General features: G+C 52.1%; 26 protein-coding genes and 1 tRNA gene. 7 read left to right on the top strand and 20 right to left on the bottom strand.

Annotated elements, in window-relative coordinates; genetic code table 11:
• Nucleotides 1-1001: 1001 nt before the first annotated feature.
• The 10 genes from GSQ81_RS02495 to GSQ81_RS02535 all read right to left on the bottom strand — a co-directional run bounded on the left by GSQ81_RS02495 (nucleotide 1002) and on the right by GSQ81_RS02535 (nucleotide 10023).
• A tRNA-Ser gene (locus GSQ81_RS02495) sits at nucleotides 1002-1093 on the bottom strand.
• Nucleotides 1094-1136: 43 nt separating this feature from the next.
• Nucleotides 1137-2186, bottom strand: coding sequence for a site-specific integrase (locus GSQ81_RS02500; protein WP_216846356.1), 1050 nt, complete (start codon nucleotides 2184-2186; stop codon nucleotides 1137-1139).
• Nucleotides 2170-2388 carry a helix-turn-helix transcriptional regulator gene (locus GSQ81_RS20285; protein WP_371715213.1) on the bottom strand — a complete coding sequence of 73 codons (219 nt, stop codon included), beginning with the start codon at nucleotides 2386-2388 and terminating at the stop codon, nucleotides 2170-2172. The genes GSQ81_RS02500 and GSQ81_RS20285 overlap by 17 nt, the downstream gene beginning before the upstream one ends.
• Nucleotides 2389-2465: 77 nt before the next feature.
• On the bottom strand, nucleotides 2466-2966 hold the full coding sequence (locus tag GSQ81_RS02505; RefSeq protein WP_158909148.1) for a hypothetical protein: 501 nt from the start codon (nucleotides 2964-2966) through the stop codon (nucleotides 2466-2468).
• An 84-nt stretch (nucleotides 2967-3050) separates the two neighbouring features.
• Nucleotides 3051-3395 carry a hypothetical protein gene (locus GSQ81_RS02510; RefSeq protein WP_158909149.1) on the bottom strand — a complete coding sequence of 115 codons (345 nt, stop codon included), beginning with the start codon at nucleotides 3393-3395 and terminating at the stop codon, nucleotides 3051-3053.
• A gap of 391 nt (nucleotides 3396-3786) precedes the next feature.
• Entirely contained in the window at nucleotides 3787-6273 is a 2487-nt protein-coding gene (locus GSQ81_RS02515) for a host specificity factor TipJ family phage tail protein (protein ID WP_158909150.1), read from the bottom strand.
• 47 nt (nucleotides 6274-6320) lie between these two features.
• Nucleotides 6321-6803, bottom strand: a complete 483-nt coding sequence (locus GSQ81_RS02520) for a DUF1833 family protein (RefSeq protein ID WP_158909151.1) — start codon at nucleotides 6801-6803, stop codon at nucleotides 6321-6323.
• Between the two features lie 1140 nt (nucleotides 6804-7943).
• Nucleotides 7944-8450: an HNH endonuclease gene (locus tag GSQ81_RS02525; RefSeq protein WP_158909152.1), complete on the bottom strand. Its 507-nt coding sequence runs from the start codon at nucleotides 8448-8450 to the stop codon at nucleotides 7944-7946.
• Nucleotides 8447-9613 (bottom strand): helix-turn-helix domain-containing protein, encoded by a 1167-nt coding sequence (locus tag GSQ81_RS02530; RefSeq protein ID WP_158909153.1) that lies wholly within the window; start codon nucleotides 9611-9613, stop codon nucleotides 8447-8449. Before GSQ81_RS02530 ends, GSQ81_RS02525 begins: the two co-directional genes overlap by 4 nt.
• 185 nt (nucleotides 9614-9798) lie before the next feature.
• On the bottom strand, nucleotides 9799-10023 hold the full coding sequence (locus GSQ81_RS02535; RefSeq protein WP_158909154.1) for a helix-turn-helix domain-containing protein: 225 nt from the start codon (nucleotides 10021-10023) through the stop codon (nucleotides 9799-9801).
• A gap of 124 nt (nucleotides 10024-10147) precedes the next feature.
• Between GSQ81_RS02535 and GSQ81_RS02540 the strand changes: the two genes are divergently transcribed.
• Genes GSQ81_RS02540 through GSQ81_RS02545 form a run of 3 tightly spaced genes read left to right on the top strand, consistent with a single transcriptional unit; the run spans nucleotide 10148 to nucleotide 11471 of the window.
• Nucleotides 10148-11023, top strand: coding sequence for a hypothetical protein (locus GSQ81_RS02540; protein ID WP_158909155.1), 876 nt, complete (start codon nucleotides 10148-10150; stop codon nucleotides 11021-11023).
• 3 nt (nucleotides 11024-11026) lie between these two features.
• The gene (locus tag GSQ81_RS20215) at nucleotides 11027-11158 is read left to right on the top strand and encodes a hypothetical protein (RefSeq protein ID WP_256369650.1); all 132 of its coding nucleotides are present in this window, start codon (nucleotides 11027-11029) and stop codon (nucleotides 11156-11158) included.
• Between the two features lie 58 nt (nucleotides 11159-11216).
• On the top strand, nucleotides 11217-11471 hold the full coding sequence (locus GSQ81_RS02545) for a hypothetical protein (protein ID WP_158909156.1): 255 nt from the start codon (nucleotides 11217-11219) through the stop codon (nucleotides 11469-11471).
• 18 nt (nucleotides 11472-11489) lie between these two features.
• Here the strand turns inward: GSQ81_RS02545 and GSQ81_RS02550 are convergent, their stop codons facing one another.
• Together GSQ81_RS02550 and GSQ81_RS02555 are read right to left on the bottom strand one after the other, a co-directional pair.
• Nucleotides 11490-11798 carry a hypothetical protein gene (locus GSQ81_RS02550; protein ID WP_158909157.1) on the bottom strand — a complete coding sequence of 103 codons (309 nt, stop codon included), beginning with the start codon at nucleotides 11796-11798 and terminating at the stop codon, nucleotides 11490-11492.
• Nucleotides 11795-12388: a hypothetical protein gene (locus GSQ81_RS02555; protein WP_158909158.1), complete on the bottom strand. Its 594-nt coding sequence runs from the start codon at nucleotides 12386-12388 to the stop codon at nucleotides 11795-11797. Before GSQ81_RS02555 ends, GSQ81_RS02550 begins: the two co-directional genes overlap by 4 nt.
• Before the next feature lie 145 nt (nucleotides 12389-12533).
• Between GSQ81_RS02555 and GSQ81_RS20290 the strand changes: the two genes are divergently transcribed.
• Nucleotides 12534-12767: a helix-turn-helix domain-containing protein gene (locus GSQ81_RS20290; protein WP_158909159.1), complete on the top strand. Its 234-nt coding sequence runs from the start codon at nucleotides 12534-12536 to the stop codon at nucleotides 12765-12767.
• Between the two features lie 20 nt (nucleotides 12768-12787).
• Here GSQ81_RS20290 and GSQ81_RS02565 read toward each other — a convergent pair whose 3' ends face one another.
• The 3 genes from GSQ81_RS02565 to GSQ81_RS02575 form a co-directional block, all read right to left on the bottom strand.
• Nucleotides 12788-13117: a hypothetical protein gene (locus GSQ81_RS02565; protein WP_158909160.1), complete on the bottom strand. Its 330-nt coding sequence runs from the start codon at nucleotides 13115-13117 to the stop codon at nucleotides 12788-12790.
• 130 nt (nucleotides 13118-13247) lie between these two features.
• Entirely contained in the window at nucleotides 13248-13478 is a 231-nt protein-coding gene (locus GSQ81_RS20295) for a helix-turn-helix domain-containing protein (RefSeq protein ID WP_158909161.1), read from the bottom strand.
• Between the two features lie 324 nt (nucleotides 13479-13802).
• On the bottom strand, nucleotides 13803-14012 hold the full coding sequence (locus GSQ81_RS02575; RefSeq protein ID WP_158909162.1) for a hypothetical protein: 210 nt from the start codon (nucleotides 14010-14012) through the stop codon (nucleotides 13803-13805).
• Between the two features lie 206 nt (nucleotides 14013-14218).
• Here GSQ81_RS02575 and GSQ81_RS02580 point away from each other — a divergent pair, with 206 nt between their 5' ends.
• From GSQ81_RS02580 to GSQ81_RS02590, 3 genes are all read left to right on the top strand, one after another.
• Nucleotides 14219-14785 (top strand): S24 family peptidase, encoded by a 567-nt coding sequence (locus GSQ81_RS02580; RefSeq protein WP_158909163.1) that lies wholly within the window; start codon nucleotides 14219-14221, stop codon nucleotides 14783-14785.
• Nucleotides 14786-14787: 2 nt separating this feature from the next.
• Complete coding sequence (locus GSQ81_RS02585; RefSeq protein WP_158909164.1) at nucleotides 14788-15069, top strand: hypothetical protein; 282 nt, start codon at nucleotides 14788-14790, stop codon at nucleotides 15067-15069.
• A 281-nt stretch (nucleotides 15070-15350) separates the two neighbouring features.
• Nucleotides 15351-15530 carry a hypothetical protein gene (locus tag GSQ81_RS02590; protein WP_158909165.1) on the top strand — a complete coding sequence of 60 codons (180 nt, stop codon included), beginning with the start codon at nucleotides 15351-15353 and terminating at the stop codon, nucleotides 15528-15530.
• Nucleotides 15531-15593: 63 nt separating this feature from the next.
• Here the strand turns inward: GSQ81_RS02590 and GSQ81_RS02595 are convergent, their stop codons facing one another.
• The 5 genes from GSQ81_RS02595 to GSQ81_RS02615 all read right to left on the bottom strand — a co-directional run bounded on the left by GSQ81_RS02595 (nucleotide 15594) and on the right by GSQ81_RS02615 (nucleotide 26109).
• On the bottom strand, nucleotides 15594-15824 hold the full coding sequence (locus tag GSQ81_RS02595) for a hypothetical protein (protein ID WP_158909166.1): 231 nt from the start codon (nucleotides 15822-15824) through the stop codon (nucleotides 15594-15596).
• A 165-nt stretch (nucleotides 15825-15989) separates the two neighbouring features.
• Nucleotides 15990-18455 carry a GH92 family glycosyl hydrolase gene (locus GSQ81_RS02600; protein ID WP_254059949.1) on the bottom strand — a complete coding sequence of 822 codons (2466 nt, stop codon included), beginning with the start codon at nucleotides 18453-18455 and terminating at the stop codon, nucleotides 15990-15992.
• Between the two features lie 490 nt (nucleotides 18456-18945).
• A complete protein-coding gene (locus GSQ81_RS02605) occupies nucleotides 18946-20211 on the bottom strand; it encodes a glycoside hydrolase family 27 protein (RefSeq protein ID WP_158909168.1) in 1266 nt (421 codons plus the stop codon).
• Nucleotides 20212-20275: 64 nt separating this feature from the next.
• Nucleotides 20276-22681 (bottom strand): beta-N-acetylhexosaminidase, encoded by a 2406-nt coding sequence (locus GSQ81_RS02610; RefSeq protein WP_158909169.1) that lies wholly within the window; start codon nucleotides 22679-22681, stop codon nucleotides 20276-20278.
• Between the two features lie 149 nt (nucleotides 22682-22830).
• Nucleotides 22831-26109 (bottom strand): carboxypeptidase-like regulatory domain-containing protein, encoded by a 3279-nt coding sequence (locus GSQ81_RS02615; RefSeq protein WP_158909170.1) that lies wholly within the window; start codon nucleotides 26107-26109, stop codon nucleotides 22831-22833.
• Nucleotides 26110-26117: the final 8 nt, after the last annotated feature.

Below are 26117 nucleotides of genomic sequence, written 5' to 3' on the forward strand. Positions count from 1 at the left end.
ATTCAAGCTGTCAGACCACTGCTATAGTTTGACCGTGACAGGTCTACAAAAAATCGACGCTGCCAGTCGTTTGCAATGCGGCAAAATACTGGCCACATGCCTGTATTACGTTAAGTCGTCTCGTCGCACCTTATAGCTCGAATAGAAACGGGCCGACATCAAGACCGGGCGCCAACGCACAGTTTTGGAACACTTAACCTATTGAGGTCAGACCACCTACTTGTACCTGCCTCGACTCTATTTCGAGAGAACAGCGCCCATTGCTAGCAAGCTTTCTTCTTTGGAAACGAATAGGCATACGTTCTAAACGTCCCAATTTAATTTCTGTATAGACGGGCTGTAAGGGTACGACGAATAGTCGAATTCCGGTTCGCTTTCCTTGATCGCAAGGTCACGTCATCTCCGTGGCATCATGGCACTCATATTCTTCACCTTGTATTGTCTTGCTACCGGAACAGGATGACATTGGGCAGCAGCTCTATCTAGCCAACGAAGGACAGGTGCGGCCCAGATGTTCGATGACGGTACGGTAATGACCGAAAGCGAATCGCAATCTATGCCGCAATCATTGCGGCATCTTCCGAGATCGAATTTCCATTGGACGACATACCGATGCAGGCGCTTGAAATCGTGTTGTTTTGCACTTCAAGCGATAGGAGGTAATTTTCCCAGAGGTCAAAATTACTCCCAGCCATAAGTTCGTCCCATCCCCATTTGAAATCAGCAACACTATAGGTGTGGGGGACGCTAGCGAAATAAGTCGGATGCAATCTAATATCTATGGGCGCGACAGATATAGAGCCGGGAGACGATGTGCCGCCTTCGAGCATATCTAAGATCAACTGAGGTGCTGAGCAGTATCACGCACAGCGTGCGGTTCCGCCTTAGGCCCACAAATCAGGAGCAAGGCCGAGCATCAGGGCGACCTAAGCGAATCCACGGTCGCTGATCTGCCTTTATTTTCAGCATTTTATGGGTTTCAATAAGGGTTCTCAGGGATATGGCGGAGAGGGAGGGATTCGAACCCCCGATAGCCTTGCGACTATGTCTGATTTCGAGTCAGGTGCATTCAACCGGGCTCTGCCACCTCTCCGTACCTTTATCCTACATCAACTCAACGACTTGGAAAACTTCCACTACTGAACCATCTGGCTGCTGTGACCGAAAGTGTGCCTACTTGAGTTTCGATCGTTCATGATGGCAGCAATATCAGCGCTCCGACTGTGATTGTATCGTGCTGTGGTTGAAAGTGCAGTATGACCGAGGGCCTTCTGTGTCTTCGAAAGGTTGCCGGTCGCTTCCGTCAGATCCGTGGCAAAGGTATGACGGGCCGAGTAGAGCACTAAATCATCAGATAATCCTTCCTTCTTTTTGAAGTTGCTAAAGCGGCTGCTGATGCTATGGGCAGTCATCGACTTACCAGCCCGCTTCCCTTTTCTGGATGGAAAAGCCCAGATACAACCGACGGTCAACTTGGCACGTTCCAGCATCATCTCTCGCACGCGAGTCGTCATGGAGATATAACGCTTCGCCTTGATACCCGTCTTTCCTCCCATGATGAGGATGTCATTTCGGGAGAAGTCGACGTGGTCCCATTGGATAGACACTGCATCATCAGGGCGGATGCCTAGGTCAGCGACGAGCAGATATGCATCCCGTAGCGTCCGTGGCGCCTTAGCCAGGATGAGCGACTCTTCGACAGCCTCGACAAGCCGTTTCCTCTCTACCTCTTCGACCATGGTGATCCGTGGCCGTTTGGTGATGAGTTCGTTCTCGACAGCCAGCGAAAGCATCCTGCGCAGAGTACGCAGAGCGCAATTCACGCTCGACCCAGAGCCAGGGATACTGAGGATCTGAGTCGTCGAACGCTTGATAGCATCGATTCTCATTCCGGAGATATCCTCCTTCTCAAGTAGTCGCCAGCCGTTGCGGTAATACTCCTTCGTCTTGTCGCTCAAACGAGTCTTTGCAACAAAATCGAGGAAGGTCACCGCATAGTCCCGAAGGTATGGTGCTTTGTTGTGGATGGTCGTAAGCTTCCCGGCCATCGCTTTCTGGATGAGCAGGATTTCAGCCTGCTTTGCTTTCTGGACCGTGGTTTGTTCGGTCGATCCTCTATGGCGTTTGCCGGCGACATAGAAGTCGTACCAGAGAAACCGACTCCCCTTTTTAGGCTTTACTGACATGCCGCTCCTCCATGAATGCCTGCACGGACGGTTGGCGGGTGCATGAACGTAGGAACGCGTCGAGCACATCTGAATCATAGACCACGGTCTTGTGGGAGAGCCGGATAAACGGGGGCCCGATTCCGGAATTTCTCCAGTTTTTCAGACGCCCCCGCGGTATTCCCAGCCTTTCCGCAGCTTTTGTCGCATCGAGTGTAGCCATGTTTCCCTTCCCGTATCCCCCGCCTCCACCACGTCAACAAAACCCTCACTGGGTCCCAAAATGCGCCACTCAAAGCATCAGCAAGGCAAAAGCGTCGAAATAACTTGCTGGCTGAGCTCGTCCAGGCTGGGATAGCTTCGCCCGGTAGTGAACAGAAGTTCGTCCACGCTTGCCGTCCCGTGAGAAGCGGATTTGAGCCCTACCGACAATGGAACTGACTTCGCGCCTCCGAAGACTTGCCATGACAACGTGGGCGGAGCGGAAACATAGGTCAAAGCGGCTATTCTCTCTGGGCCCCCGAGTTCCCCGAGACGCACTTCGAAGGTCCCGTCACCCAATGCTTTGGTCCGCATCATTTCTTCGCCATATTCTTGATTGAACTCTGCTACATGGCCCTTGAGAGTAGCCTGCAATCCTTCCCAGAGCCTTTGCCCCACTATGGGACCTTCCGTGGCCACGCGATTCTCCCGCGACCGTCTCAGCTCCTCTTCGCGAAGCAGTTGGTCATTCTCTCTGCGTTGTGTAACCAGATGTTGACCATAGTTTTCTGCGGCCTTCCGTATCCAAGCTGTCTGCATAATTGCACTCCGTCTTTCTAAATTTGTGCTGCGATGAAGGTGAATAGCATTGCGGCGCCCTGTGCGAGCAGCGCCAGGATGCGCTTACTTATTTGCTAGTACTTCCTTTGCTGCGAGCGCGTAGCCGATTCGCCGACCGCCATTTTTCTGCTCTGCAATGTGCGCGGTGATTCTCTCGGCGAGCGCCTTTGGATCGTCTGCATTGCGAGCTGCTTCCGCCGCTTGTAAAACCTTGACCTGTTCCACGGCGTCTTTTTGCTCTCTTGTGGGTTCGGCGGCCTCTGCTGCAGTCGGCGCTGCTGCTGCGACAGTACTCGACTGTGCGGTTTGGGATGCACTTGCACGGCCCCGTTCCTCTGCGGCGGCGATGTCTGCCGTATATTGGCTTTCGGGGATTCGAACGAAATTGCCAGGACGGCCGGTGAGCATTGTCATAGTGATCCTTTCGTGGAACGGTTGAGGGGTGCCGAGGCATCCGGGTTATCGAATATTGGCTGGTCGCCTAATGCCGCAACCCGCGCTGCGGATATCACAACTCTTTGATTGGCCTCCATCTTGCGTATCGCAAGCCTGAAGTACTCGTCTGTACGAAAGATCCAGCCCTCTGATTCGAGTTCGCCTAGAATTCTCGTCAAAGTACCTGCTCCCAATTCGGTAGCGTTCCGCAGACGCCTGTCGGATGCGATACCTGCTCCACCATGTCTGGCGTCAAACGCCAGGGCGAACAGGACCATGCGCTTGTGAGCTCCTATGCGTGTCAGACCGTGTACTAATTTCATCTCGAGCTTCACTACGACGTCCTCCGATTGATGGACTGCATTTATGCCCTCGACTGCTGCCATGCTCCCGAAGTGCCCGACCATGGACCGATAACTGTCACATTCATCACCGATGTGGTATTTCCCGAATCGTCAAGAGGTGAAAGGAATTGGCTTGAATCGATAATTAGAAGGTCGGGCGGCGCTGGCGCATCCAGCCACGGCTGGCCGGTGATTTGCGATGTCCACGTCGGCGGCGTTCCTGAGTCAGCATCAAGCACGGCGTAGGCAGCATCGACGGCCGTGATCTTCGCGGCGAAGTCAGCAGCGGGTTCGATCTTCGTTATCACCAGCGGGATGCTGTCTTTTCCAGCTTCACCCCACAGAACCAAGTCACCTGGGAGGATGCCCTCGAGAGCAGTCGTCAGATTGATCAGATTTGTAGGCTCACCCCAAACACCTGGCGTGGCTGACACCAGCGCAGTAGTTCCATCCTGCTTCCGGATCCTGACCGCATAGGCCGTCCCCTCTACGCCAGTCACCTGCTCATCAAGAACTATCGCTGAGAGAAACGGGTTAGTCGGGTCGGTTGGATCTGTCTCAACGGTCTTGGTGATGCGGCCCTGGGCGAGTCCAACGCCAATGACATCGTTTGCGAACTGGACGAGGTCACCGCGGCTGCACACCAGATTCTCGACGTCGGCGTTCCAGAAATAGGTATTTGGACGAAGCCGGGAAACCGCCAGATGATAGCGACCGAGACGCCATGCTCCATTTGCGTTGGTGCATCCTGCAATGGTCATCTGCTCGAAATTCGTCGCGAGGGCTAACGTGGGGTCCGCTGCCACCATATCTTCATCGCCGAATCCATCGTCGTAAACAATTCGCTCATCCTGCTGAAAGCTCGCTTCTTCGTTGATGAACTGAACGCGTAGAGCGTCAACGGCATCGGGAAAGGCTCGATTGCCCCCAAAGCCCCAAGAGTTGCGCGGTGTGAACACTTGCACCGGAGTGCTCTGCAGCTCGTCGCGAATCACACCATATTTGCCGTTGCTGATGTTGAAGCTGGCGCGGCCCGCGCCGGCGATGTCTTTCAGAACCGCATAAAGTGTCGTGGACTGATCGAAGGTATTGGAATACGTGAATTCCTTATCGTCGCACTCGACTGCCCAAGCAATGAGGGCGTCATCGTCGATGCGCGATGCATCAATCCTGCGCGGATTCGCCGGGCAGTCACGCAACAGCCAGCGGAAGACGTATGCCGGGTTATCGCTAAACTCTGTAATCCACGTCGACGTGTCGGCATGCCAGACGGGAACGGGCTGGGAAATGATGCAGTTGAACTGATCGATATTGCCGCTGAGTTGGTCCGTCGCCTTGATGCGCATCGCCAGCTTCTTCGTTCCGGTTGAAGAAACCACCGAATAGCGAATGCTGCGGATGACGGTCCAGGTCAGGTCGCCCACCTCAGATGACGAGTCGGATGAGCCCCAATCAGTCGAGATGCGTGTCACCTTGACGTCATATTGATCCTGAGAGGGAAACTTCCACCGAACGCCAACGCGTATAGCCTTCCGCTCTCCGTTTACAACGTGGATTGTGCCGTCGACGTTCGCTGTCGCTGCCGACGTGCTGATTGTGAGCCCAGATGACGAAGGCACGATGGCTGTCCAAATTCCGGTACCAGTAAGCGAATATTCCACCCTTACCTTGCAAGTCACGGTGACGGCGTTTCCGTTTTTGTCCAGGCCAAAGAGACCGGATGCGAAGCAAAGGTCTATGGAGCCTTCGTCTGCCGAGACTGACGTTGTGCGCGTGGCCGTGGTTCCATCAGTATTGAGCGCATCGCCGGCAGTCGCCTCCGTAATGTCCTGAGAAAAGAGACTGGGGCTAGTGCCGATCTCTGTCTCAACGTCGGTATAGTTGGCGAGATCGTTATCGCCGATCTTCATATCAGAGGGATCAGGATCGCCATAGCCAAGGTCAAACAAGCACCGGAGGTACTGATCATCTCCGCTCAACTCCGTATAGGGCAGCGCGGCGTATGGCGGGTAGTAGAGGACGTACCCAACGGGGCATGGGATAGAACCGTAGCGATTCACCTGGTTGCTTGTACCGGTGATACTACTCAGCAGGTTAGTACTTGCTGATGCGCTCGTAATCGCGCTGGAGGTCTGCGGGGGAATGAGAGCATTAATCACCAGCGAACCTACAAGGCCGAGTCCAGCCGCCGCAAGACCGGCCGCGACCGCTGCGCTCACATGCAGAAACGAACCTATGGATGCGAATATAGGAGCCGTCGAACCGGCTGTCAGAATGACTCCGACAGCGAGAGCGGCAAACGCAACGATGCGAAGGATTGTCTTGCCGTTCCCCCCCTCTGGAAAACGGGTGATCATCACGGCATGGCCAGCTTTAGGCCGGATGTGTGTCCACCATTCAGGCGGTATCGTCATGCCGCCGATTTCGACGTTGCAGGCCGTCGCCGCTGGACCAAGGATCTCCGCTACAGTCAATCCGGCCGGAAACTCTGCATGAACAATTTCCATAGAAAAAGGATGTGGGCGAGCATGGACAACGATTTCTGCGAGGTTATTCATATGAAAAGTCCGGGCGAATTTGTGGGTGTGTAAGTTGATCCTGGGATTGCGGTATTCAAGATGTCATCCTCGAGGCCGATCGTGCCGGTGATTGTGCCGTCGTCATAGTCGATGGAGAGCATCTTGAAATCTATCGGACCCGAAACTAACGTATCGGGCTCCGAAGCTGTCACGACCTCCATGACGATGTTTGGGCGCGTGCCGGCGGGCAGATTACGGATTGCCAGCAAGATCTTGTTATCTACGTTGTCAATCACCAGCTGAACCTGAGGCAGTGAGTCATCATCCTGATTAGGTAGATTGAGCGAGAATGCGAAGGGTTCGAAGGTTCCGGAGCTACGAACCAGCGGCATCGTGTCGGTCACGAGAAGGTATGGCGAGATGAAACTTGGATGCGATATCGTCAGGCACATCAGGAAGACTTCGCTTGTCTCCTGGGCCAGTATGGCGCGTAGTTGCGTTGGGCTTATCGTTGACATCGAGGCTATCCTTTCGTGACTTCCATTGACTGCAATAGTCGCTCAATATCGTATTTAGCTTTACAACATTCTCAACCGGCTCTCTTTCGCTTCAAGAGCATGTCAAAAAAGAGCGATTGTCCCTTTCTGAAAGCCACCGTGCCCAATTGCTCAAATCCTCCGTTTGGACTTTTTATGTGAGAAACGAATAGTCGAAAATGCGCTGAAGCCCTTGTCGTTACTACCTCAAATAAAAGTAAAGTGACGTCTGAAACCCTCACAAAACGATCTTTCGCCGTCTCATGAGACCTGCAAAACGCCCCAAGTTTCGCGGATTCGATATTCCGAAATCTTCAATAGACATAGGGGCCCGAGCGGCCACAGGTACGGTTTTTGATCCCGACTGGAGACACAGGCGGGACGTGCGCTTTCAGTCGCGACTGTCGCTGAGGTGTTATCTCACTGCAAGGTATTGCAGGTCAGCGATATAGCGGACATTTTGTCCGGTTTGAAAGTAAACTAAAGTGCCAAAATTTACAGCTTCGTCTGGCGTGCCGGCGCCGTTCGAATTACCCGCAATGGCTCAGACTCGGGAAGAACCTAGTGTTTTCTGGAGAGGGCGGGGACTCTAATTTCCTGCCATGATCATCCGATAGAACGCATCTACTCTGTCGACGTTTGCCTGCGTCATTCGAGATCGTCGGAACTGGAGTTTCGGCGTCCTCATTCCGAGTCGCAGTGCAAGGTGTGCTCTGTTGAATCCTTCCGCGATGAGCTCGTCGATCTGAGCCCAGGCTCCTGATGCTTCCACCTGCGCACCCTTGCGTGCCGCATTGTTATCTACAGCGAGAATCAGCGCCTCGGTGCTTTGGCGTATCAGAGGTCTTTTGCCGGTCCGGATATCCTTCAGCGTGCATTCTCCAAGAGTGCTGGCTTGAGCCACGGCCTTACGACCTACGCCAGCGCTCGATAAACGCCTCAGGTGCTCGCGGCAGCGCTCAGACGACACCAGCCTGTCACCACCACCACCACGACGCACCAGACGGCAGCGTTGGCGAAAGCGTGCGTTCGCTGCCCTGCAAGCCACGCACCTACATCCTGAAATAAACCTCGGCCGGGTTCCATGTGCCGACTGGACGTTTATGTCTCTCCGCTGCTCCATCACGCTTGCTCCAATCCGTGCGAATCGTCTGCAGATTTTGAAACCATCCATTTCGGTCCATCAAACGTTTTGCGTGTCACCACCTCGGAGATGGTCTGTCTGCAAACGGAAAGTTCCTTTGCAAGCTCCGGTTGAGTCATACCAGGCCATTGCTCGCGGATGTATCGAACGTCTGCGTCTGTCAGCTTGCGATACCGAATGATCTTTTTGTCACCGTGCGCCCATTCCAGGTTCGAGACCGCGCAATTCGATCGATCACCATCCTTGAAAATCACTGGGAACGTCGGCTTGCCTCTCAGAAACGCCTTTGCGACCAGCCGGTGTAATGTGAAGTTTTTCCGTATCTCTCCATGTCGATCCCGAACAATGAGCAGACCAGAGGATAGACGCGTGGGTTTGTGCAGTTTGCCCGTGGTTAGATCAAGAACCCTGCCGAGCGAGGAAACTGCAAATCTCTGTCCTTCCCCTATTTGCCTAATCGTCTTCCAACGCTCATTCGCTGTCATGCCGCCGCTCCCGTCGCACTCAGCAGGTGAACTTGCTCAACACCTGCCGGCAAAAAACTCGCGATGTCGTATCGATCCGCGACATGCGCGAAGTCAGGCGATGGAATCTGCAGGTAAAGTTCTCCGTTCATCGCCCCGAGCGGCTTGATCGGCTTGATCCAGGTCTCATAGCTCTGGATTCCTAGCTCGCTCTTCAGCGCCTTGTTCATGCCCGTCCAGATCCGCGCACCTAGCTCGGTGTCGACACCTTCAGGCGCTGACTCGGCTTCCACCTCGGCGGGTTTGTCATCACCCTGGTACACACCCACCGCGGCGGGAGATGGCGCACCCTTCCACTTCGAATCCTCAAACCAAAACGAATTCACCGGCTCACCGCGTTCCTGCGATAGGGAGGCCTGCCGTTCAATCAGCAACATCGCTTTATGGGCAGTCGTTGCCAAAGCGCCAGCCTGAAGACGGATTGCCTCCGCGGCCAATCGAAGAATCTTGTCGGTACTGATGATCGCCAGTCTCTCGAGCATCGCTTTCGCTAGAGTTGTTTCAGAAGTGTCACCGACAGTCGCAGGGGAGTTATTGGTTTCCGTGACGGTTCCCCTTGACGGTTCTATGACGGTTCTTAACGGTTCTCTATAGGGATGACGTGAATGTCCGGTATTAGTGACGTCAATGTCCGGTATCGATGACGTGAATGTCCGGTATCGAGCTACGTGGATGTCCGGTATCGACGGTTGAATAGCGGACATTTTGTCCGGTGTTGAGTGTGCCGAAGCGGTGGTGACAGCGGACATATTGTCCGGTGTTGAAGGGGTGGCTGATTGCTCCATTGCGGACATTTTGCCCGGTATCTTTCTCGCAAGGAATGAAAGCTCTTCGGAGCTCAGCTTGATGCCACTCTCCAACGCTGAGAGGCAGAGCTTCGGCACATCCAGAACGTATTCTTTGCGACGTCCCACTTTCACCACCTTCACCCATCCCGCTCTTGCCAGCTTCGGCATATTGCGCCGCGTGTTTCTGGAATCCTGTCGGCACCACATAGCGAGTCTCTCTACGCTCGGGTAGCATGCGCCGTCTTCGTTGGCATGATCTGCCAGGGCGAGGTACAACAAAAGGTCGCTGCTATTCGTCGGACCGCCTTTGAACGCTAGTCCTAACAAGGTCACCATGCAGAGATCTCCCATCGCGCAAGCTGGCGCTGGCAAACTTCGCTCTGCTGAAATAAACGCGGTTTATCTACGCCGATAAAGGCAGTAGAATAGCGGCATCGAGTCCGGATCGGTGGCACGATCCTGCTTGTGATAGCAAGGATGTTTGGCGACCCGGTTTGAGTGGGGAACTCACCGGGTCCCATCTATCCCACCGCCGTCGTTTCGTTTGTCGCGGGCTTGCAGATATTCGGTAACGCGGCGCTTCCGCCAGCATTTCGAAACCTCCGAAGTTCATTCTCGGAGATCATCGTTCGTCGGCCAATTTTTGTGCGCTTCAATTTCCCTTGAGACAGCCAAAGTTTTATAGTTCCGGGACTGACTCCCCCGAGCTTCTCCGCTGCTGCATTTATCGAGTAGAGATTATCCATGCTTCCACCTCAGTATCGTGACTTCCATTGACTGCAATGGTCGCTCAATATCGTATTTAGCTTTACAACATTCTCAACTGGCTCTATCCTAACCAAAGAGCATGTCAAGAAACGGAATGAGGCCATGATGACGGTGCGCAAAGTGAACTCGAAACTCAATCCATATGAGAGCAATGAATATCTGCTCCTTCGAGCTGGATCCGCAGAGAATGGCGACCCCCGAGCGGCCAACTTACTCCAATGGATCAACCGAAACTTTGAGGCCCTCAAGCAGTCGCCAGCTTGGATAAAACCTAGGCGAAAGCCAGGATTCATCTATGCAGGCCCGGATCGCACCGCGCTCCCGACGCTCGTGTCTGTACAACGAGTGATAAAACTCATCGAGGCTTTCGCCTGGGCTGGCGCAACGCTAAAAAATTGCCTCGAGAAATGGCCAGATCGAGACTTCTTCGACAATCCACCTACCGAACTCTTGGCGGCCTACCGACAAGTAAATCGGCGCCTTCACGCCTATCGCGGCGAATACGGCATCGACACCCACCACAAGCTACGTCAGCCGGCGTTCGACAAGTTCATCCCCAAGAAATACCTGGCGGCCGAAATCCGCGATTCGCGCAAGATAGACACCGACGGAACCGCCGGTCTTTTACTAAGTTTTGTGTTGACGGGCAGATTTCCATTCGGGGAACAACAGGCAGTCGCTGATCTAGTCAAGCTTATTCAAGATCAGCGGTTTCACTTGCTCCGGAAATGCAATGCTCCCGTTGCAAGTCAGCGCGGTGAGCGTGAAGTAAAAAAGCCTCGACCGTGCGGGCATTGGTTTCTTGCTAGCCGGATCGATCAGAAATTCTGTTCGAAGGCTTGCAGTCGTCGAGATCGCGAGAACACACCTGAATTTAGAAATGCTCGAAAGGTTTGGGCACGAGAGCACTACGCTGAGTGGTATGCCGTCAAAAAGCCTAAACCAGCAGACAAGCTAAATAATAGAAGGGGCCAGTGAAGCGTGGTATTTAGGCTACACGCCCTGCTCAAACGCGGCGTCGGCTGGCCTTGGAACGGCTACGAGCTCATCCAGATGAAGCGTGCAGGGTGTTATCCGCCTACGCGCCTCACCGGCACACCGTCGAATAAGTGACATGAGAGAACACCACTAATGGCTTGCCACTGGTGTTTTGCCCTGAGACGATGCCTGCATGAATAAAACAAAATTCTTTGATGTTCTCTGGCTCGGTATCGTAGCGGGAATGCTCACAATCGTCGTCATTCACACCGCGGAGTATCTTCGTTTTCAACCCATTGAGGCGGTCGGCATTGCCATCGTAGTTGCACTCGTGGAATTGGCTTATCTCTTTAACAACACGGTTGAAGCTATCGTGGAGAATTTTGACCTCAAGATTGACGAAGCTATTCTTCACCTTGATCGATCGAACGGTACGGATCCCTACTGATCTGATCTCATCGTCTCTTCACAGATCCCCTCGACCTCGGACGTCGCAGAGATATGGCTTCTGGGTTCGCTTGCTGATAAACACCACCACATCCTCATGACAGGAACGGCAGGTTGTTCGCTTCAAGTCCGGAGGTATTGGCTTACCCATCACGCGGCCGCCAGACGACTGTTGCTGTGCCGGCGGCGCCGAGGCTGGCTTCGATCCTGACTCCATCACCTGAGCCAAGCCCAGCGCTATCTCGCGCACTGCCATGATCAGCGGGTCAACGTCTTCGTATTCTGTCTCAGCGATCTCTTTCAATCGCTCTATGGTTATCTGGCTCATGCTGTCCTCTGAAGTGGTAGGCTTTCGGGATGACAAAACTCAACCTTGAATACAGCGACAACCTGGGACATCCGATTGCCGAAACAGAACTTTCCGCAGACGAATCCCATATACTTCCGTTGCCCGGTGACACGGTTTATATCAATGGCAAAGGATTTGAGGTAAGCCGACGAGAGTTCTCTTTTTTGGCGGGAAACATAACTATCTCCCTGATCAGGGACCGCTAATATATGTGCGGTCGCTACCGCACCAGCGGCCCCTAGATGCTGAACAATAAGTGAAAGGCCCGGAATATGAGAGACATCAAAGTCTATGGAACGCTCGCCATCGAACCAATCAATTTCCCCGACGAAGTGCGGATTCTTATCTATCCGCAACATCCCGACACCGGAATATGGAGCGGCAATCCGATTGCACTGACTCCAAATAGATCGTGGGAATGGATAAAAATGCATTACCCCGTCACCAAGCAGACTTTTATTGAATGCGAGCGATATCTCCGCGATGGAGAGATCGGCAGCCTTATTAGGGACATTCACCCGATAACGGTACCAGACGATTTTGAAGTACAGCCGATCACGTAACTTCATCGCGGCACCGCTGGGAACTGGTGGTACTCTTTGCCGTCGAGTAGATGGCCAGCAGCCTTTGCTTATCTGATGGCAAGAAATGGGCAAGTTCGCCCTGGGACGCTGAACAGTTACCCCGCTAAAAATTCCACTGGATGTGATCCGTATGTTGTCGACAAAAGAAGCCGCAGCATTCCTTGGCGTGCAGCCAGCGACCCTGCGCAGTTGGCGCTGTTCGCGAATTGGGCCGCCATTTATTCAACTCAGCCCGCGAAACGTTCGATATGCCGAGGTCGACTTGGAGCGATATGCGGCGGATCGCAGGATAGACCCGGCCGAACTAATCAAATCTCGGATCGTATCCACGGAACAACGTCGAGCAAAGAAGACGTCGCTCTAAGATAAGGCGAATCGCTTTGGCTACAGTCTCAGAGTGTGACCGGCAATGAAACATCGCGCACAAAGAAGGCGCAGGTCGAAATCATTGCCATTATCGTCTTTCTCACCAAGCTTCATTTGCTCCTGAAGCGCCTGGCGATACTCCTCGGCAATAAGCAAAAAGGCGGGCGAGTATGCAAGGTTGGTGATGACGGAGACTACATCGTCGACCTCGGAAGCTTCGCGCATTGTGGCGAGCGCAAACGCTGCGTTTTCCAGCGTTGAATCGGAATCGAAGGTCAACGCAGTGTTGGAATATTTCGAGTTAGCTTTCTTCCGTTTTTTGTGATCAGACTGGGGCCCTTGTTGCATATCGGGTTCTTTCTCTAAGCGTTGCCTAGTGGGGGAATGCGATTAGTCTATGCGGGTTTCAGCATCTGTCGCTGGCACTTCTGTGTGATTGCCTCGAGGTGAGAGCATTTCGGTTTGTCATATAATTCGGTCACGCTCGTACGGACGGGTCATGGCTGCATTCGGCGATGTAGGCGAGTAAATCGGCTTCATCATACCGAATGCGGCCTCCCAGCTTGAAGTACCGAGGACCTCTACCCTCTGCCCGCCATCGGTTGATTGTGCCGACCGGCCTCGTGAGCAATGCGGCAGCTTCTTCCGGCGTCAGGAATGTTGGGACCTTAGCCGATCTCTTTTTCGGGGGATTCACTTGGTCATCCATAAGACTCTTCCATTCTTGACGTGCTGAGATCACCCTCAACGAATGTGAGCATATTTTCGGCCGCTATACGCTTCTGTAGGGCCGTTCGGCCTTTTTCCGAGATGGAATACCATGGCTCAGTCGATCGCTCTCTCCTGACGCACCCTAGGCGCGTGAGTGTATCCATCGTGCTCGTGCGCACCAGATCGACTGTAAGTTCATCCAGAGTGAAGTAAAAGCGGCCGTCAGTGTCGCAATACCAAATCGCAACTCCGTCCTGATTGAGACGTTGTAGCATCTGCCACGATGCCAGAGATAGACGCAGGTCTCGCATATCTTCCACCCTCAGTATTTTTCAGCCTTAAGCACCATCTCTATACCGCGATTCACATATGTCTGCATAGGCATGCGGGTATCGAATGCAAGCTTTCTGAGACGATCATGGATTGATTTCTCTATCCTCAGCGACGAGGCAACAAACTCGGGGGGACCGCCTTCGGTAGCAGTTGCCGGTGCTGTTGCCTTGACTATCTTTTTGCCAGTTCCTTTACGCACTTTGGCTCTCCCTTAGAGGTTCAATATAACATCTTTACCGCATGATGTTGACAAGTACAAATGTGACGCTGTATGAATACACACACGATGGTGCTCGGTGAATTGATTCTTCAACTCTTCCTGGCCCGTAAACGCAAAAGCGCCCCGAACCTGTGTTACTAGCACAAGTCCGAGGCTAACCAAACGAAGTCGGATAGGACTCCATAATGGCTAAGACCAAGAATACCAGCGCTATAAGTGCATCTGCACTAAAAACCACCAACAAAACCAAGACCTCCGAGATCGTCCGCAACGCCGTTCCGTATGTTGAACAGAGCAAAGATTCGGCCACCTACTTTTGCTGGACAGAGCCTTTTGCATTTCACATCCTCGGCGCCACAATGCTTCCCAATTTCAACGTCGGCGACACCGTCATCATCGATCCATACCGAAAGCCAAAAGATGGTGATTTTGTAGTCGCAGGCCTGCCCGGCCAGTCACTCGTCTTCCGCAAGTATGCCTGCACACTAGGCGCACCTTATCAACTTCTCGCTACAAACCCACAATACGCGCCGCTGGATCCGGTTCTTCCCGTTGTCGGAGTCATGACCTCTCATCATTCCAAGGTCGATGACCATAAGGAGGTTGAACACGCCATTCTCTCGCTGATTAGCTCGGCACGCAGCTCAGTTGAGGATGGCGTTACGGGAACGAAGATCCGCTCTTATCCGCCTCGTCACAAATTAATACTGATTTCACCTTGGCTGCTCAGTGCGAGGCCGAAGACGATTTGACCATGGACGACATGGATCAAGGATTCTTCGACTTGTTCCGTTCACCCACATATTGGAAACTACGCGAAGCTTTTGTGAAGGCGGCCGATGCCGGCGACGAATACGCATTCATGACAGCAGTTTGGAGAGGATACAACGCGGGGCGAGTCTCTCCAGATCGTTTCATCCCGAATACAGCGAAAGAGCTTCAATCCTCTACAGCATTGGGGATTGCAAGCACTCACGCCGCCGATGCCCGCCGCGCCACCTCCAGACGTGCAAAGGGGGTAGGCAATGCCAAGTAAAGCCCTTAGAAAACATAAGACTCTGCAGCGCTCAGTCGCGGGCCAGAAGGATCTGGTTCGCGTCGCGCCCTATCGTGCCACCTGGGTATGCAGATGTGGCTATATGAACGTGGTCTATTTCAAGAAAGAACTTATCATCGGCCACGTATTCCCTGAGCGGATAAAGTGTTTGTCATGCCCGCTCGAGTATCGAGGCAGATACATCACCGCTCCGGCCGTCACTATGCCGGGAGATCTATTCGAAGCCGAACCCACCACCAGAACTGCATAAGGAGACCACCATGCAGGTAACAGTCGAAGGAAATGAGCTCGTAATCCGTTTGCCGCTCGAAACGCCAAAGCTATCGAGCAGCGGCAAGACCATGCTTGTCGCCACCACACGCGGAAACGTCACAACAGACGCCATGGTGGAGGGGAAGAACGTCACCATTGGCGTGAATGCCTACATCTCTAAGGATTGATTTTCGGGATGCAATTCCGACTGGTTTCTGAAGTTGGGCCCTGCACCTGTCAGCGGAAGAATATCAACTTGGCCAGAGTTCAGGCTCATTTTCTTCAATCACGAAGATCTGGGCCTGCACTGCGGTCGGTTGGTCCAAGTGATAGGCGACGTCTTTTACCCGCAGGTAATGGGTTCTGACGGGCGCGCCCGCGATGCCATATTCCAGAACGATACGTTCTCCGATACGCGGTACAAATTCAGTCTTGTAGTCTTGTCGATTGCCAGCTTCGTCGATAACCCTAAGATTTTCCATGCGTGAAGTTTAGCAGTCGCGTGCGTTAGGAAAGGCTAGTCTAGTGCCAAAATTTTCACCTGTGTCTGGCGTGCCGGCGCCGTTCGAACAACCCGCATTGATTCAGGCTCAGGGAGAACCTGTCGTTTTCTGGGAATGGGGGCACTAATTTCCTGCCATCCTAGATCATTTTGAATGACGTGCGATCTCCGTTGACATCGAAGGCGGCAGATCAGGCTGTTGAGTAGCCCATGTGCTGCCTTGCGTGTCACTAAGATCGAAATCGATCTCCTCGCTTGAGCCTTGCAGTTCGTCTAGCGATAGCCACGAGCTACGGTGCGCCTTGCCGTTGATCTTCACTCCCTCCACATAGTTTCCTTTACCATTGCGAACCACAGTAAGGGTCCTGCCTCGACTAAGTCGCAAGGTCGCTCGTGAGAACCGGGGCGTACCCAGCACAACTCCATCGCGCCCAGGGATGGCGGGATACATACCAAGAGCATTCCAGAGATAGACACCTGATGTAGCGCCCAGATCGTCATTGCCCGGGATGCCTCCCGGCGTCGCGTTGAACGTCTCGTCTTCAATCCGGGTAACCAGGCTGGCCGTCTTCCATGGTTTACCCAAAAACGTATAAGCGTAGGGAGTCACGAAGTCAGGTTCGTTCGCCATGTTGAAACATGGCTCTCCCCAACACACCAGCTTGGAGAAGAACCGATCCAGCCGTTTCTCGACCATCTCATTGCTGCCGATCGAAGCAAACAATCCCTGGTAGTCGAAGGGCAGCATGAACGTGTACTGATAGGTGTTTCCTTCTTCAAAACCAAGCTGATCGGTCGGCACCGAGGCCTTGGGTCTATGCGGCAACGACTTCTCTGCATCGAACCCAGGCAGCCACGAGCCATCGGCGAGCCTCGGCCTCATCCAGTGCGTAGTCGGGTCCATAAGATTGCGCCAGTTACTCGCGAGCTTCAGATGGAGGTTATACGACGCCTTATCGCCGAGAGACTTAGCCAACTGCGAGGCAGCAAAATCCGCATTCGCAAACTCAAGTGTCTCAGAGACTGAGATGACATTGCTCGACGGGATATACCCCAGCTTTAGATAGTCTGCCAGATTATCGCGCTCGGTACGGCCATGCTGTCCAAGGCCGGGAATCGTTGCCACCTTGTCTGCATACTTCAGGGCTGACTTCGCATCGAACTTCCTCGCTCCAAATGCATAGATGGACGAGACGATGATCGGTGGCGAATCGCCGCCCATAACGTAAGAACCATCGTTCGCCGTTACCCATCGCGGGTAAGACCCTAATTGCTCAGCGTCGTTCACCAACGACTGTGCAAGGTCGCTGGCCTCCTGAGGAAACAGAAGCGCCTGAAGCTGTACCGTGTTGCGGTAGATATCCCAATCAGAAATGTTTGTGTATTGCCCCGTCTGGCCCGGGTGCAGATGGTGAACCTTATTGTCGAGCCCCATGTACTCGCCGTCGGCATCACTGAAGAGAGTTTGCCCAATCAATTCATGATAAAGCCCGGTATAAAAGATCTTGCGATCGGCCGCATTTGCGCCTTCAATCTTGATACTCGCAAGCGCATTCTCCCAACGATCCTGAGCATGCCGCCGAGTCGCATCAAAATTCCATCCCGGCAATTCAGCCCGTAAGTTTGCTCGAGCCTTTTCTTCGCTTACATAAGACAATCCCACCTTTATCAACTGTGTCTGATCGTCGCCTAGGTCAACCCACGCGGCAGCCTTCTTCCCGGCAACATGTTGCTTCGAAGATTGCTGAACATCGTCCTGCCAGAGAGATATAGCGCGAGGCTTAGACTGGAATGCATAGGCCACATGCAGCGTATATTTGGTCGGAGACCCGCAGAATCCACCTGCCGTGACCGTTCCACTTAGAATGCCGTCGCCTCCAACACTCAGGCTTTCTCCATCATGTTCTCGGCCAAGCGGTGGCAGAAAAGATATATGCACATCTGCCGAAGCGCTGCCGGGGCCATTAACTAATACACCTGCATGACGCCCTTTAGGAAAAGTGAGCCGTGCCATCCCGCTACGGTCAGATGAAGTTAGTTCGACAATCGTTCCATCGGCGAGCTTCACCGAATAGTACCCGGGCTGCGCCACTTCATCGGTGTGCTTGAATGCTACACTTTCAAGCTGCTTCGGATCTCGCGTCGCGTTCGGCGGCACACTCAATGGAAGTATCGGCATGTCTCCAAATAGCGGACATCCACCACCACTCAAATGCGTCAAACTGAAACCGCGAATCTTCTTCTGGTCATAAAAGTAGAAGTTCTGGTCCGTGTCTGGACTCCACTGGATCATGCCGAAGGGCAGCGTTGCTCCCGGATAAGTATTTCCGCCATTCGTTGTGCCGATCATTGGATCGACGCTGTCAATCAGGCGCTCCTGCCCCTTGACTGTTGAAACGCATGCAAGTAAGAGAAAGAAAGTTGTAACAAATGCCTTCGCATCAGGGCCACAGATCCCCCTCAGCCGTCTTATGCAGCGTTCGAGCAAGTTCGCATCTCCTGAATCATGTATTAGATCGATGGGGAATTCTACTAGAATCGCGCCTAGACTGGTCTGATGCAGCTGATTCCTCGGAGTGCAACCAGCCCCCTCGTAGTTGGCGATGTTCACGGATCAGTCCTCCGTTTATCCAAACTTTGGCTCACGAATGTGAAGTATCCCGAGGTCGACTTGGAACGCTGTGTAGCTCATCGTCGAATAGATCCAGGAACATTATTTGGTCACGGAAAGTACAAGCTCCGCACTGACGATGTGCGTCTAGTTCACTACAGCAACTACAGCAAATCCTCGGTGCCGCTGTGACCAAAAGTGTGACCAAACGCATCCGTTCGTACCCATACTTATTGGGATTTATGATGCAACAGTCCGTGCAGGCATTGGCTTATAAAGCGTTTGTTTTGAATTGGTTGATTTAGATATCAGGGGACCGGGAGGATGATTTCGAGTCAGGTGCATTCAGCCGGACTCTGCCACCTCTCCGCTATAAAGTCATTCTAATACAAATTGTTTCAACAGGATTGGATCGGCATTTCGCCAGGATTAGCGATTCTCCATGGCACTTCAGGAAGAAGTGCCATGGAGAAACGCAGAACCCTTGGATTTATTGTGCGGTGACCCGATAGATGACGGAACCGTGCGGCGGCACAATTGCCTCAATCGTCCCCTTCGATGTCGTGATCGATTTCGATACCAGATTCTTGAGCTTCAGGGATGAAGGGCTCTTGAATCCCGCGAGCGTAGCCGTCGTGGCAATCTTCTTCGGAGCGCTCCCCTTGTTGTACAGCACCACTGCCACGTCCCCGTTTGAGAGCGGCTTGGCAAGCACATCATAGGTCTCCCCGAACTGCACAATGTGGCCCTGAACGCCTGCCGGGTCCTGATCGACTGCAATTACATCCGCGTTGCTCAATATAGAGAGCGCCGCTGGACTGATCTTTGCGATATTTGTGCTGCTGATGAGCGGCGCAGCCATGATTGCCCATAGGGACATCTGAGATTGCATCTCATCGCCGCTGAGACCGCTGTCACCAACTAACAGGAAGTCCGGATCATTCCAATGCCCCGGGCCGGCGTACTTCCAAAGGCCAACGTTGTAGCTGTAGTTATAGTTAAGGCTCTTCCACTTGCTTGCGCCAGAGTACTGTCCCAGCGCGATATCGTCACCTTCGCGCCACAGATTTCCATACTTCGCAACCCACCCCAACACCAGATACCAGTCATCAGGAGTATTTTGAAAATAAGCGGGCGCAGACTCGGAGTACACCATCTTCCGGTGGGTATGTAGGATGGCATCACTAAACGCCTTATATGCGTAATGGTATGCCTCTTCGTTTGTTTTACCCGGCACCGCTGGTACGTTGCAGCCATCGAGCTTAATGTAGTCCACATTCCATTTTGCGAAGGTGTCCGCATCTTTTTGGAAGAAATTCCACGAGCCCGGAAATCCCGCGCACGTCTTGTCACCCGCATCTTCATAGATGCCGAACTTGAGGCCTAGTGCGTGTACCTGTTGCCCCATCCATGCCATCCCGTGAGGAAACTTCTGTGGATCGCCAGCAAGCGTTCCATCGCTGTTGCGCTTCTTTGCCATCCAGCAATCGTCAATGGTGATGGTGTCGTATCCTTTTTTGGCAAGACCGGAGCTGACCAATGCCTTCGCTTGCGCCAGAATCAACGCTTCGTTGATATTGCACTGGTAATACGACCAATTGTTATATCCCATGGGTGGAGTGGGTGCAAGACCGTTCCACGCGGGAGTTGTGTTCCCTGCCACAGGTGCGGCATTTCCAGTCCCAGACGTGCCGAGAGCAAGACAAATTGCGAAGCCGCCAATCAGGATAAACTTGCGGACATGTGCGATAACCATCGATTCTCCTCTGTGCTAATTCCGTCAAACTACAATTTATTGCTACTCAACATGAAAGGCGCAATCAAGTCCGTTTCCTGACTACACTGACTGCCTTTAAGATCACAGCGTTGCTTTCTATCACTGGACCGTAGCTGTTATTAAAATCATTCGAGCCACCGCGGAAATCCTTAGTTCCTTTTAGTCGGACCTCTTCAATCACTTTACCTAATCTAGGATTTATCCACTCGAAAGCGAAAAATGAAATATTACTGTCTGGATGGCTTCCAACAGACAGGGCATCTGCGCCATAGCAATAATTATGTGCAGTAGGTCTTCGTCCCCAATCCCATTCGAGAATATTGACACCGTAGCGAATCGGGATACTAGTAATAAATCCATCTTCATAGACGATTTCATACCATCCCAATAGATCCGCTGTGTCTTCTTGGTCCCAGATGAGTCTGAAGCTCTCCTTGTTAGAAGCAGGTTTTGCTGCTGCATGAAGAAAGATCAGACTGGTTGCTGCTTCTCCGACACGAATGCCCGTAACAGCGTCAGCTAGTCCAGAATTGCCTCTTCCCTCTACTCCTACAGCAATCGCGCATTTTCCATTCACCGATTTCAAGTCGAATGGAATTTTTTGAAGATACACCAATCCTGTTTTTAGGCCGGCTAAATCCGTACCTAGCGAAGCTAAAGTCTCGCTTGTATTAAATTTCTCTGAAATATCTATGGGAATGATGAGTTTCTCAGTGAGACTTGGAACAACTATTCCTGATAGTCGTCCCCGGATACCTGGAAGCATCGATTGGATTCGATCGACTAATTTTTCAGTCTGCATGACCTGACCAGACCAAAGAATACTGCTGGATCCTAAAAAATTGATCATCAGGTCCTTGCCAAAGTTGAATTCATTGGTCGCGGACCATGAGGATGTAGCTGCCCCTAAAAGAGTGGTGCGCTTTTTTCTCGACTCATAATTTTCAATGTCGGGAGTGAAGTTCCCAAATACTTGCTGGAAGCCCATCTTGTCGAGAGTAGCCTCGTTTAATTCTGCGTTGCTCTCAGTCCCCTCTCCTTTACTCCAAAACCAATTAAAGATTAGACAATCCTTTGGGATGAGCCGACCCACCTGTTCTGGTGTCATGCCGCCGGGAGTCTGATAAATCCAACCGTCCGGGGCGACCTGTTTTTTTAGACCTACACCGCGAACTGATTCAAGCAGCATGTCGCCCCAAAGCTGTGTTTTGATACCCTTCGAAGCTAGATAGTCGTGAATCTTGCGAACATCTTCTCCAAAGAGTTCGCCGATGTCTACATCTGCACAATGCGGAGATGCTCCTACAGGTAGGAATAATTCATCATGGCCAATGTGGATACTTTTCGGCTTAAGAAGATCGATGTACTCGTCATAGACCTCAAATACCAAAGAGTAGGCCTTCGGATTTGTGGGGCAATAGATGTCTGGCCATTTGTTTTCCGGAATCGCAGCCAGTTCTTTTTGTCGTGTCAAAAGGTAGTAGCTATGAGTAAACGAAGCAATCTCTGGTATAAGTTCTATATGGTGCTTTTCAATCCATCTCACCAAATCTGCGACCTCTTCCTTTTCTAAAAATCCACCATCAGCCGTGTCCTGGTGAGAAGAGTTCTGTTCGATGTCGTGAAAAGGTCTAGGAGGATAATTTCTACAGCTATAGTTTGCGTCCCTTGCGAACTGCACCCATCCATAATTCAGCTCAGGGTGCTTATCGAGGCGCATACTCGCACCCATCTCCATGATTAGGGTATTGAATTTATATAACGCCATGTAGTCGCGCACGAACCGCTTGAAGAAAGCTATATTGTCGCGGCCAGGAAGAAACAAATATATTCCCCGAAAAGGCTTATCGGGCCAATCCCGTATATGGACACCTTTAAAGGAGAGACGGTTATCCTGGCTAATAAGTAGTTGACGAAGAGACTGCATTCCATAAAATGCACCGCGCTCGTCACTGCCAGCCACAAGAATGGTGTTCTCTTCACTGCGGAGAATATAACCTTCTGGGCCAAGGGTATCAATGTTTGCAGACGGCGAGAGATGAGAACAGCATTGCTGTACCAAGGGATTGCTTATTGATCCCATTAGAATGGTGCGCTGTTGACCATTGAGATTTTCCACCCTCTCAATTTTAAGATAAAGACCAAACTGATCACCTATTTCGTTGACGAGAGAACTCGCAAGGAATAGGTCTTCATCTGACGCATTAGACGGAATAACAACACGTGCCTGGCTATCGAGAACAAAATTATTTTGCGAAGCGGAGATTTCTCTTGGCTCTGGAAAGATAAGGAACTGGATTGGGGTGTTTGCAGTATTATCATTGCGACTGAAGTTCATAGCTGGAGCTATCGCCGCTCGCGTACCAAAAGGAACATGAGGAACAATAGCCCGACTCATTGTGGCTCCTCCCGCTGCCTGGATAAACTCACGACGTGTAAGGATGCTCATTAACAAGCCTCTTCAGTGATGACAAAATCACTAATAGCCTTTTGCCATCTTATTTGCTGTTATTGAAAATGAAATCTCAGTTTCCTTATAATGAATCCACCGCAGTGGATTCATCACAAGGAACTGAAATCAGCTACAGGTTGCAGATTTCAAAATACAAACACTCCTTGGAATGTAATCTGCCGTGGCTTCGCAATCTCCAACGAGCTGAAGGTATCGACCTGGCTTGTAAATTGGTTTCCTCCATCCACCGATATGTCTCCGCTGGGTGGCAGAAAATAGGGATGGTTGAAGAGGTTAGAGGCTTGCGCCACAAAGTTGAACTTGACGCGCTCGGTAATGGGAACTGCTTTGATCAGCGAGATATGCGTCACGTATAGACGCTGGCTTTCAAGGCTATTTGGTAACGCATTACCGAAATGACCTTGTTGCGGCACCGCAAAGGCAGCGACGTTGAACCAGTTCGCTTTGCTCTTGCCACCTGGGACGTTATTGGGATCTCCAACCTTATCGGGGAGGCCGCCAAGAGTTCCAGTGTTTGATGGGTCAAGGCTATCAAACGACGGAGAAAACCACTCGCCGGATCCAAGATAGGTCATCACATTCGTCGACCATCCGCCAACAGCCCTCTCCATTACGCCTCCACCGCTCGACAGATAGCGATGACTTTTACCAAATGGCAGGTTCCAAACTGCACTGACAGATGCATAGTGCCTTTGAGTAACTCCATCATTGGACCAGTGACTTAGAACGTCATAAGGGTTCTCCGTATCCAGGTAGTTGAGAAGGCTGCGAGAAAAAGAATAACTTGCATTGAAAGTGAGACTGCTCATCCGACGATTGGCCGCGACTTGTAAGCTGTCATACTTTGCGCCGCCGTCGAAACGAAGAAGTGTTGTGTCAACGAAATTCTGATAGGGCCTTCTGCCCACCGTGAACGACGTTAGACTCGGAGCAGGCAGATTGGTATTCAGGGAGTAATTAAGGCCTGAGCTGCGAGACCCGACATAGGAAGCCCGCAAGCCAGTCTTGTTGATTTCTCGCTCATAAGTAACGCTGAACTGTTGAATTCGCCCATGGCTGATATGTTGCGGATAACCGCTCACGCTCTGGCTTGATACCTGTGCCGAAGAGGTAGTTTGCGGATAAGGGTCTGGAAAGGTCACATACGGTTGGTTGTTACCGCGTAGATTCTGATAGGTTTCACTAAGTGAGAAGGGGCCGGTGGAACCCAGTTGAGGATTGATCGGCAGAAAGCTCCCTAAGTATTTCGCTGAGTCCAGCCGCGACGTATAAATGCCGTACCCTCCACGTATTACTGAGTGATCGGAGAGTTGATACGCTACGCCGACCCGTGGGGCAATATCATCTTTATCGGTGACGGCCCTTACATTAGCTGCTTTTACTGGAATGTTCAGTTTTAGAAATAAAGGGCTGACTTTTGATATTGCCGCAGGATCAACGAGAACCTCATCGGGGGTCGATGGATCCCAGTTATACATAAGATGGTCCGACTCATTCGGTGTTCCGTATATATCCCATCGAACTCCATAATTGATATTGAGACGCGGGGTGAGTTTGAATGAATCTTCAGCATAGAAGCCGTATTCCGTAAGCACCTGCTCCCGAGTACCCAGCGGATCTGTTCGCTGGCTGGTCTGTGGAATGCCTAAGAGAAAATCCGCATATGCATTTCCTGTTGTAGATGCATTGCTTGTTATCGAACCATCAAAGATAAAGGTTCCATAGTCAGGTACAACGCCCTCTGAGTTGGTATAGCGTTCGATGCTTGCGCCAAATTTCATGACATGGCGCCCGACCTGCCAATCGATGGAATCATTAAGGCTGAGGATATGATCGTTGGCCTTCGTACCTCCGGGAACATTGCTCAGAGCAGTTAAGCCGCTAATCGTGATGGAAGGAAATCCCTGTCCGGTCAAACCGCTGGGATTCGATCCTTCGAGGCCCGTCGTCGCAAGCACTTTACTGCCATCGGGAGGAGTTTGGCCGCCTTCCTGTTGTCCGTCCGAAACGTAATCCGTGGAATATCCAAATCTGAAGTTGTTGAGCAGTTGTGGAGTGAAGATATGAGTGTCTCCCGCCGCCCATTGCTGATCGCGTCTCAATCGTGTCCAAATCAAGCTTGGCAGACCGTTGTTGAGCACATACGGTGTCTGGCGCATCAGCCAACGCACAAAGATTGTATTGTTCTTCGTCAGGTTGTGGTCGATACGCCCCATCGGCCAGTCGCCGCGATAAAGGTCGCTATTGAATGGGAAGTGGAACGCGTAGTTGTCTACAGACGTGTTATTGCCAGGAACATTTGGAGCGGGAAGATAGTTATCCTGAAACGCCTTGGCAACAGAGCTGATTCGATTCGCCGGAATGGTGTTGTTGGGGAAGGGCTGTCCTGTCGTTGGGTCAATGATCGTTGTGGCAAAGACACCGTTTCTCCAATCGGTAGTTGGCACGCTGGCACGATATGCGGTGCCAAGCGGAATCCGCTGAGCAAACCACTGTCCATAGAAGAAGGTGTGATCCTTCCAGATGGGGCCACCGACCTCGATATTCCATTCATGCTGGAGGTATGGAGTCTTCTGCGTATCGAAGTACCCTTCTGCATTGAACAGAGAGTCGTAGATTCGATAGCTCGCACTTCCATGAATCGAGTTGGTGCCGCGCTTGGTGATCTGATTGATCTGTACTGGGACCGCGCTCTCAGCCGGAGCATTGAACAAGGTCGCGGATACTTCCGAGAAGAGATTTGCGTTGTTGCTTTGCTCTCCGTTGAGATCATTTGGAATGCCATCGAAGGTCAATGTCTGCTGCGAGCGGGTTTGGCCGTTGGCAACTACAGTTGTTCCATCGCCTCCCTGCACGCCGGACTGCGTCGTCAGCATGGCGTAACTTGTGGGATAGATGGTTACCTGTGGCGACTCGTCATGCTGCTTTGAGCTGTAGGTACCATCCAGTGTTGCTGACTCGGTCGATATGACGGCGGCCCCAGCAGTGACGTTGACCTCCTGGGTGGCCCCTCCAACAGCAAGGTGCGCATCGACACGACGAATCTGTCCACTATCGAGCAGGATGCTACTCGCAACAAACTGCTTGAACCCAGCCGACGTACAGCGAAGCTCGTACGTTCCAGGCTTGAGTTCATCAAATTCGAAATCGCCGGTTGATGTGGACGTTGCCTGCCGTACCACTTGACCTGTGGCCGGCTCCAACAGACGAAGTTCGGCATTCGGAATGACTCCGCCGGACACGTCGGTCACGGTTCCGCGCAAAACAGCATTGACCGTTTGAGCAGATGCAGTTGTGCTCAATGCGAAGGATAGAAAAGCCAGAACGGCGACGGAATGAAAATACCGAATGACTTTGGACAGGTTCAATCGCTGGGAGAAATCACTTCTATGTCGCAGGTGCATGGGGGAAC

The organism is Granulicella sp. L56 (genome assembly GCF_009765835.1).
Classification (GTDB): domain Bacteria; phylum Acidobacteriota; class Terriglobia; order Terriglobales; family Acidobacteriaceae; genus Edaphobacter.

Coding starts and splice junctions, on each gene's coding strand:
- GSQ81_RS02535 (WP_158909154.1), bottom strand. CDS start 10,023: ATGGATAATCTCTACTCGATAAATGCAGCAGCGGAGAAGCTCGGGGGA.
- GSQ81_RS20295 (WP_158909161.1), bottom strand. CDS start 13,478: ATGGATGACCAAGTGAATCCCCCGAAAAAGAGATCGGCTAAGGTCCCA.
- GSQ81_RS02550 (WP_158909157.1), bottom strand. CDS start 11,798: ATGAGCCAGATAACCATAGAGCGATTGAAAGAGATCGCTGAGACAGAA.
- GSQ81_RS20285 (WP_371715213.1), bottom strand. CDS start 2,388: ATGGCTACACTCGATGCGACAAAAGCTGCGGAAAGGCTGGGAATACCG.
- GSQ81_RS20290 (WP_158909159.1), top strand. CDS start 12,534: ATGTTGTCGACAAAAGAAGCCGCAGCATTCCTTGGCGTGCAGCCAGCG.
- GSQ81_RS02510 (WP_158909149.1), bottom strand. CDS start 3,395: ATGCTCACCGGCCGTCCTGGCAATTTCGTTCGAATCCCCGAAAGCCAA.
- GSQ81_RS02500 (WP_216846356.1), bottom strand. CDS start 2,186: ATGTCAGTAAAGCCTAAAAAGGGGAGTCGGTTTCTCTGGTACGACTTC.
- GSQ81_RS02555 (WP_158909158.1), bottom strand. CDS start 12,388: ATGAAGTTACGTGATCGGCTGTACTTCAAAATCGTCTGGTACCGTTAT.
- GSQ81_RS02590 (WP_158909165.1), top strand. CDS start 15,351: ATGCAGGTAACAGTCGAAGGAAATGAGCTCGTAATCCGTTTGCCGCTC.
- GSQ81_RS02540 (WP_158909155.1), top strand. CDS start 10,148: ATGATGACGGTGCGCAAAGTGAACTCGAAACTCAATCCATATGAGAGC.
- GSQ81_RS02545 (WP_158909156.1), top strand. CDS start 11,217: ATGAATAAAACAAAATTCTTTGATGTTCTCTGGCTCGGTATCGTAGCG.
- GSQ81_RS02580 (WP_158909163.1), top strand. CDS start 14,219: ATGGCTAAGACCAAGAATACCAGCGCTATAAGTGCATCTGCACTAAAA.
- GSQ81_RS02505 (WP_158909148.1), bottom strand. CDS start 2,966: ATGCAGACAGCTTGGATACGGAAGGCCGCAGAAAACTATGGTCAACAT.
- GSQ81_RS02525 (WP_158909152.1), bottom strand. CDS start 8,450: ATGACAGCGAATGAGCGTTGGAAGACGATTAGGCAAATAGGGGAAGGA.
- GSQ81_RS02610 (WP_158909169.1), bottom strand. CDS start 22,681: ATGAGCATCCTTACACGTCGTGAGTTTATCCAGGCAGCGGGAGGAGCC.
- GSQ81_RS02515 (WP_158909150.1), bottom strand. CDS start 6,273: ATGGAAATTGTTCATGCAGAGTTTCCGGCCGGATTGACTGTAGCGGAG.
- GSQ81_RS02595 (WP_158909166.1), bottom strand. CDS start 15,824: ATGGAAAATCTTAGGGTTATCGACGAAGCTGGCAATCGACAAGACTAC.
- GSQ81_RS02585 (WP_158909164.1), top strand. CDS start 14,788: ATGGACGACATGGATCAAGGATTCTTCGACTTGTTCCGTTCACCCACA.
- GSQ81_RS02605 (WP_158909168.1), bottom strand. CDS start 20,211: ATGGTTATCGCACATGTCCGCAAGTTTATCCTGATTGGCGGCTTCGCA.
- GSQ81_RS02565 (WP_158909160.1), bottom strand. CDS start 13,117: ATGCAACAAGGGCCCCAGTCTGATCACAAAAAACGGAAGAAAGCTAAC.
- GSQ81_RS02615 (WP_158909170.1), bottom strand. CDS start 26,109: ATGCACCTGCGACATAGAAGTGATTTCTCCCAGCGATTGAACCTGTCC.
- GSQ81_RS02530 (WP_158909153.1), bottom strand. CDS start 9,613: ATGGTGACCTTGTTAGGACTAGCGTTCAAAGGCGGTCCGACGAATAGC.
- GSQ81_RS02520 (WP_158909151.1), bottom strand. CDS start 6,803: ATGTCAACGATAAGCCCAACGCAACTACGCGCCATACTGGCCCAGGAG.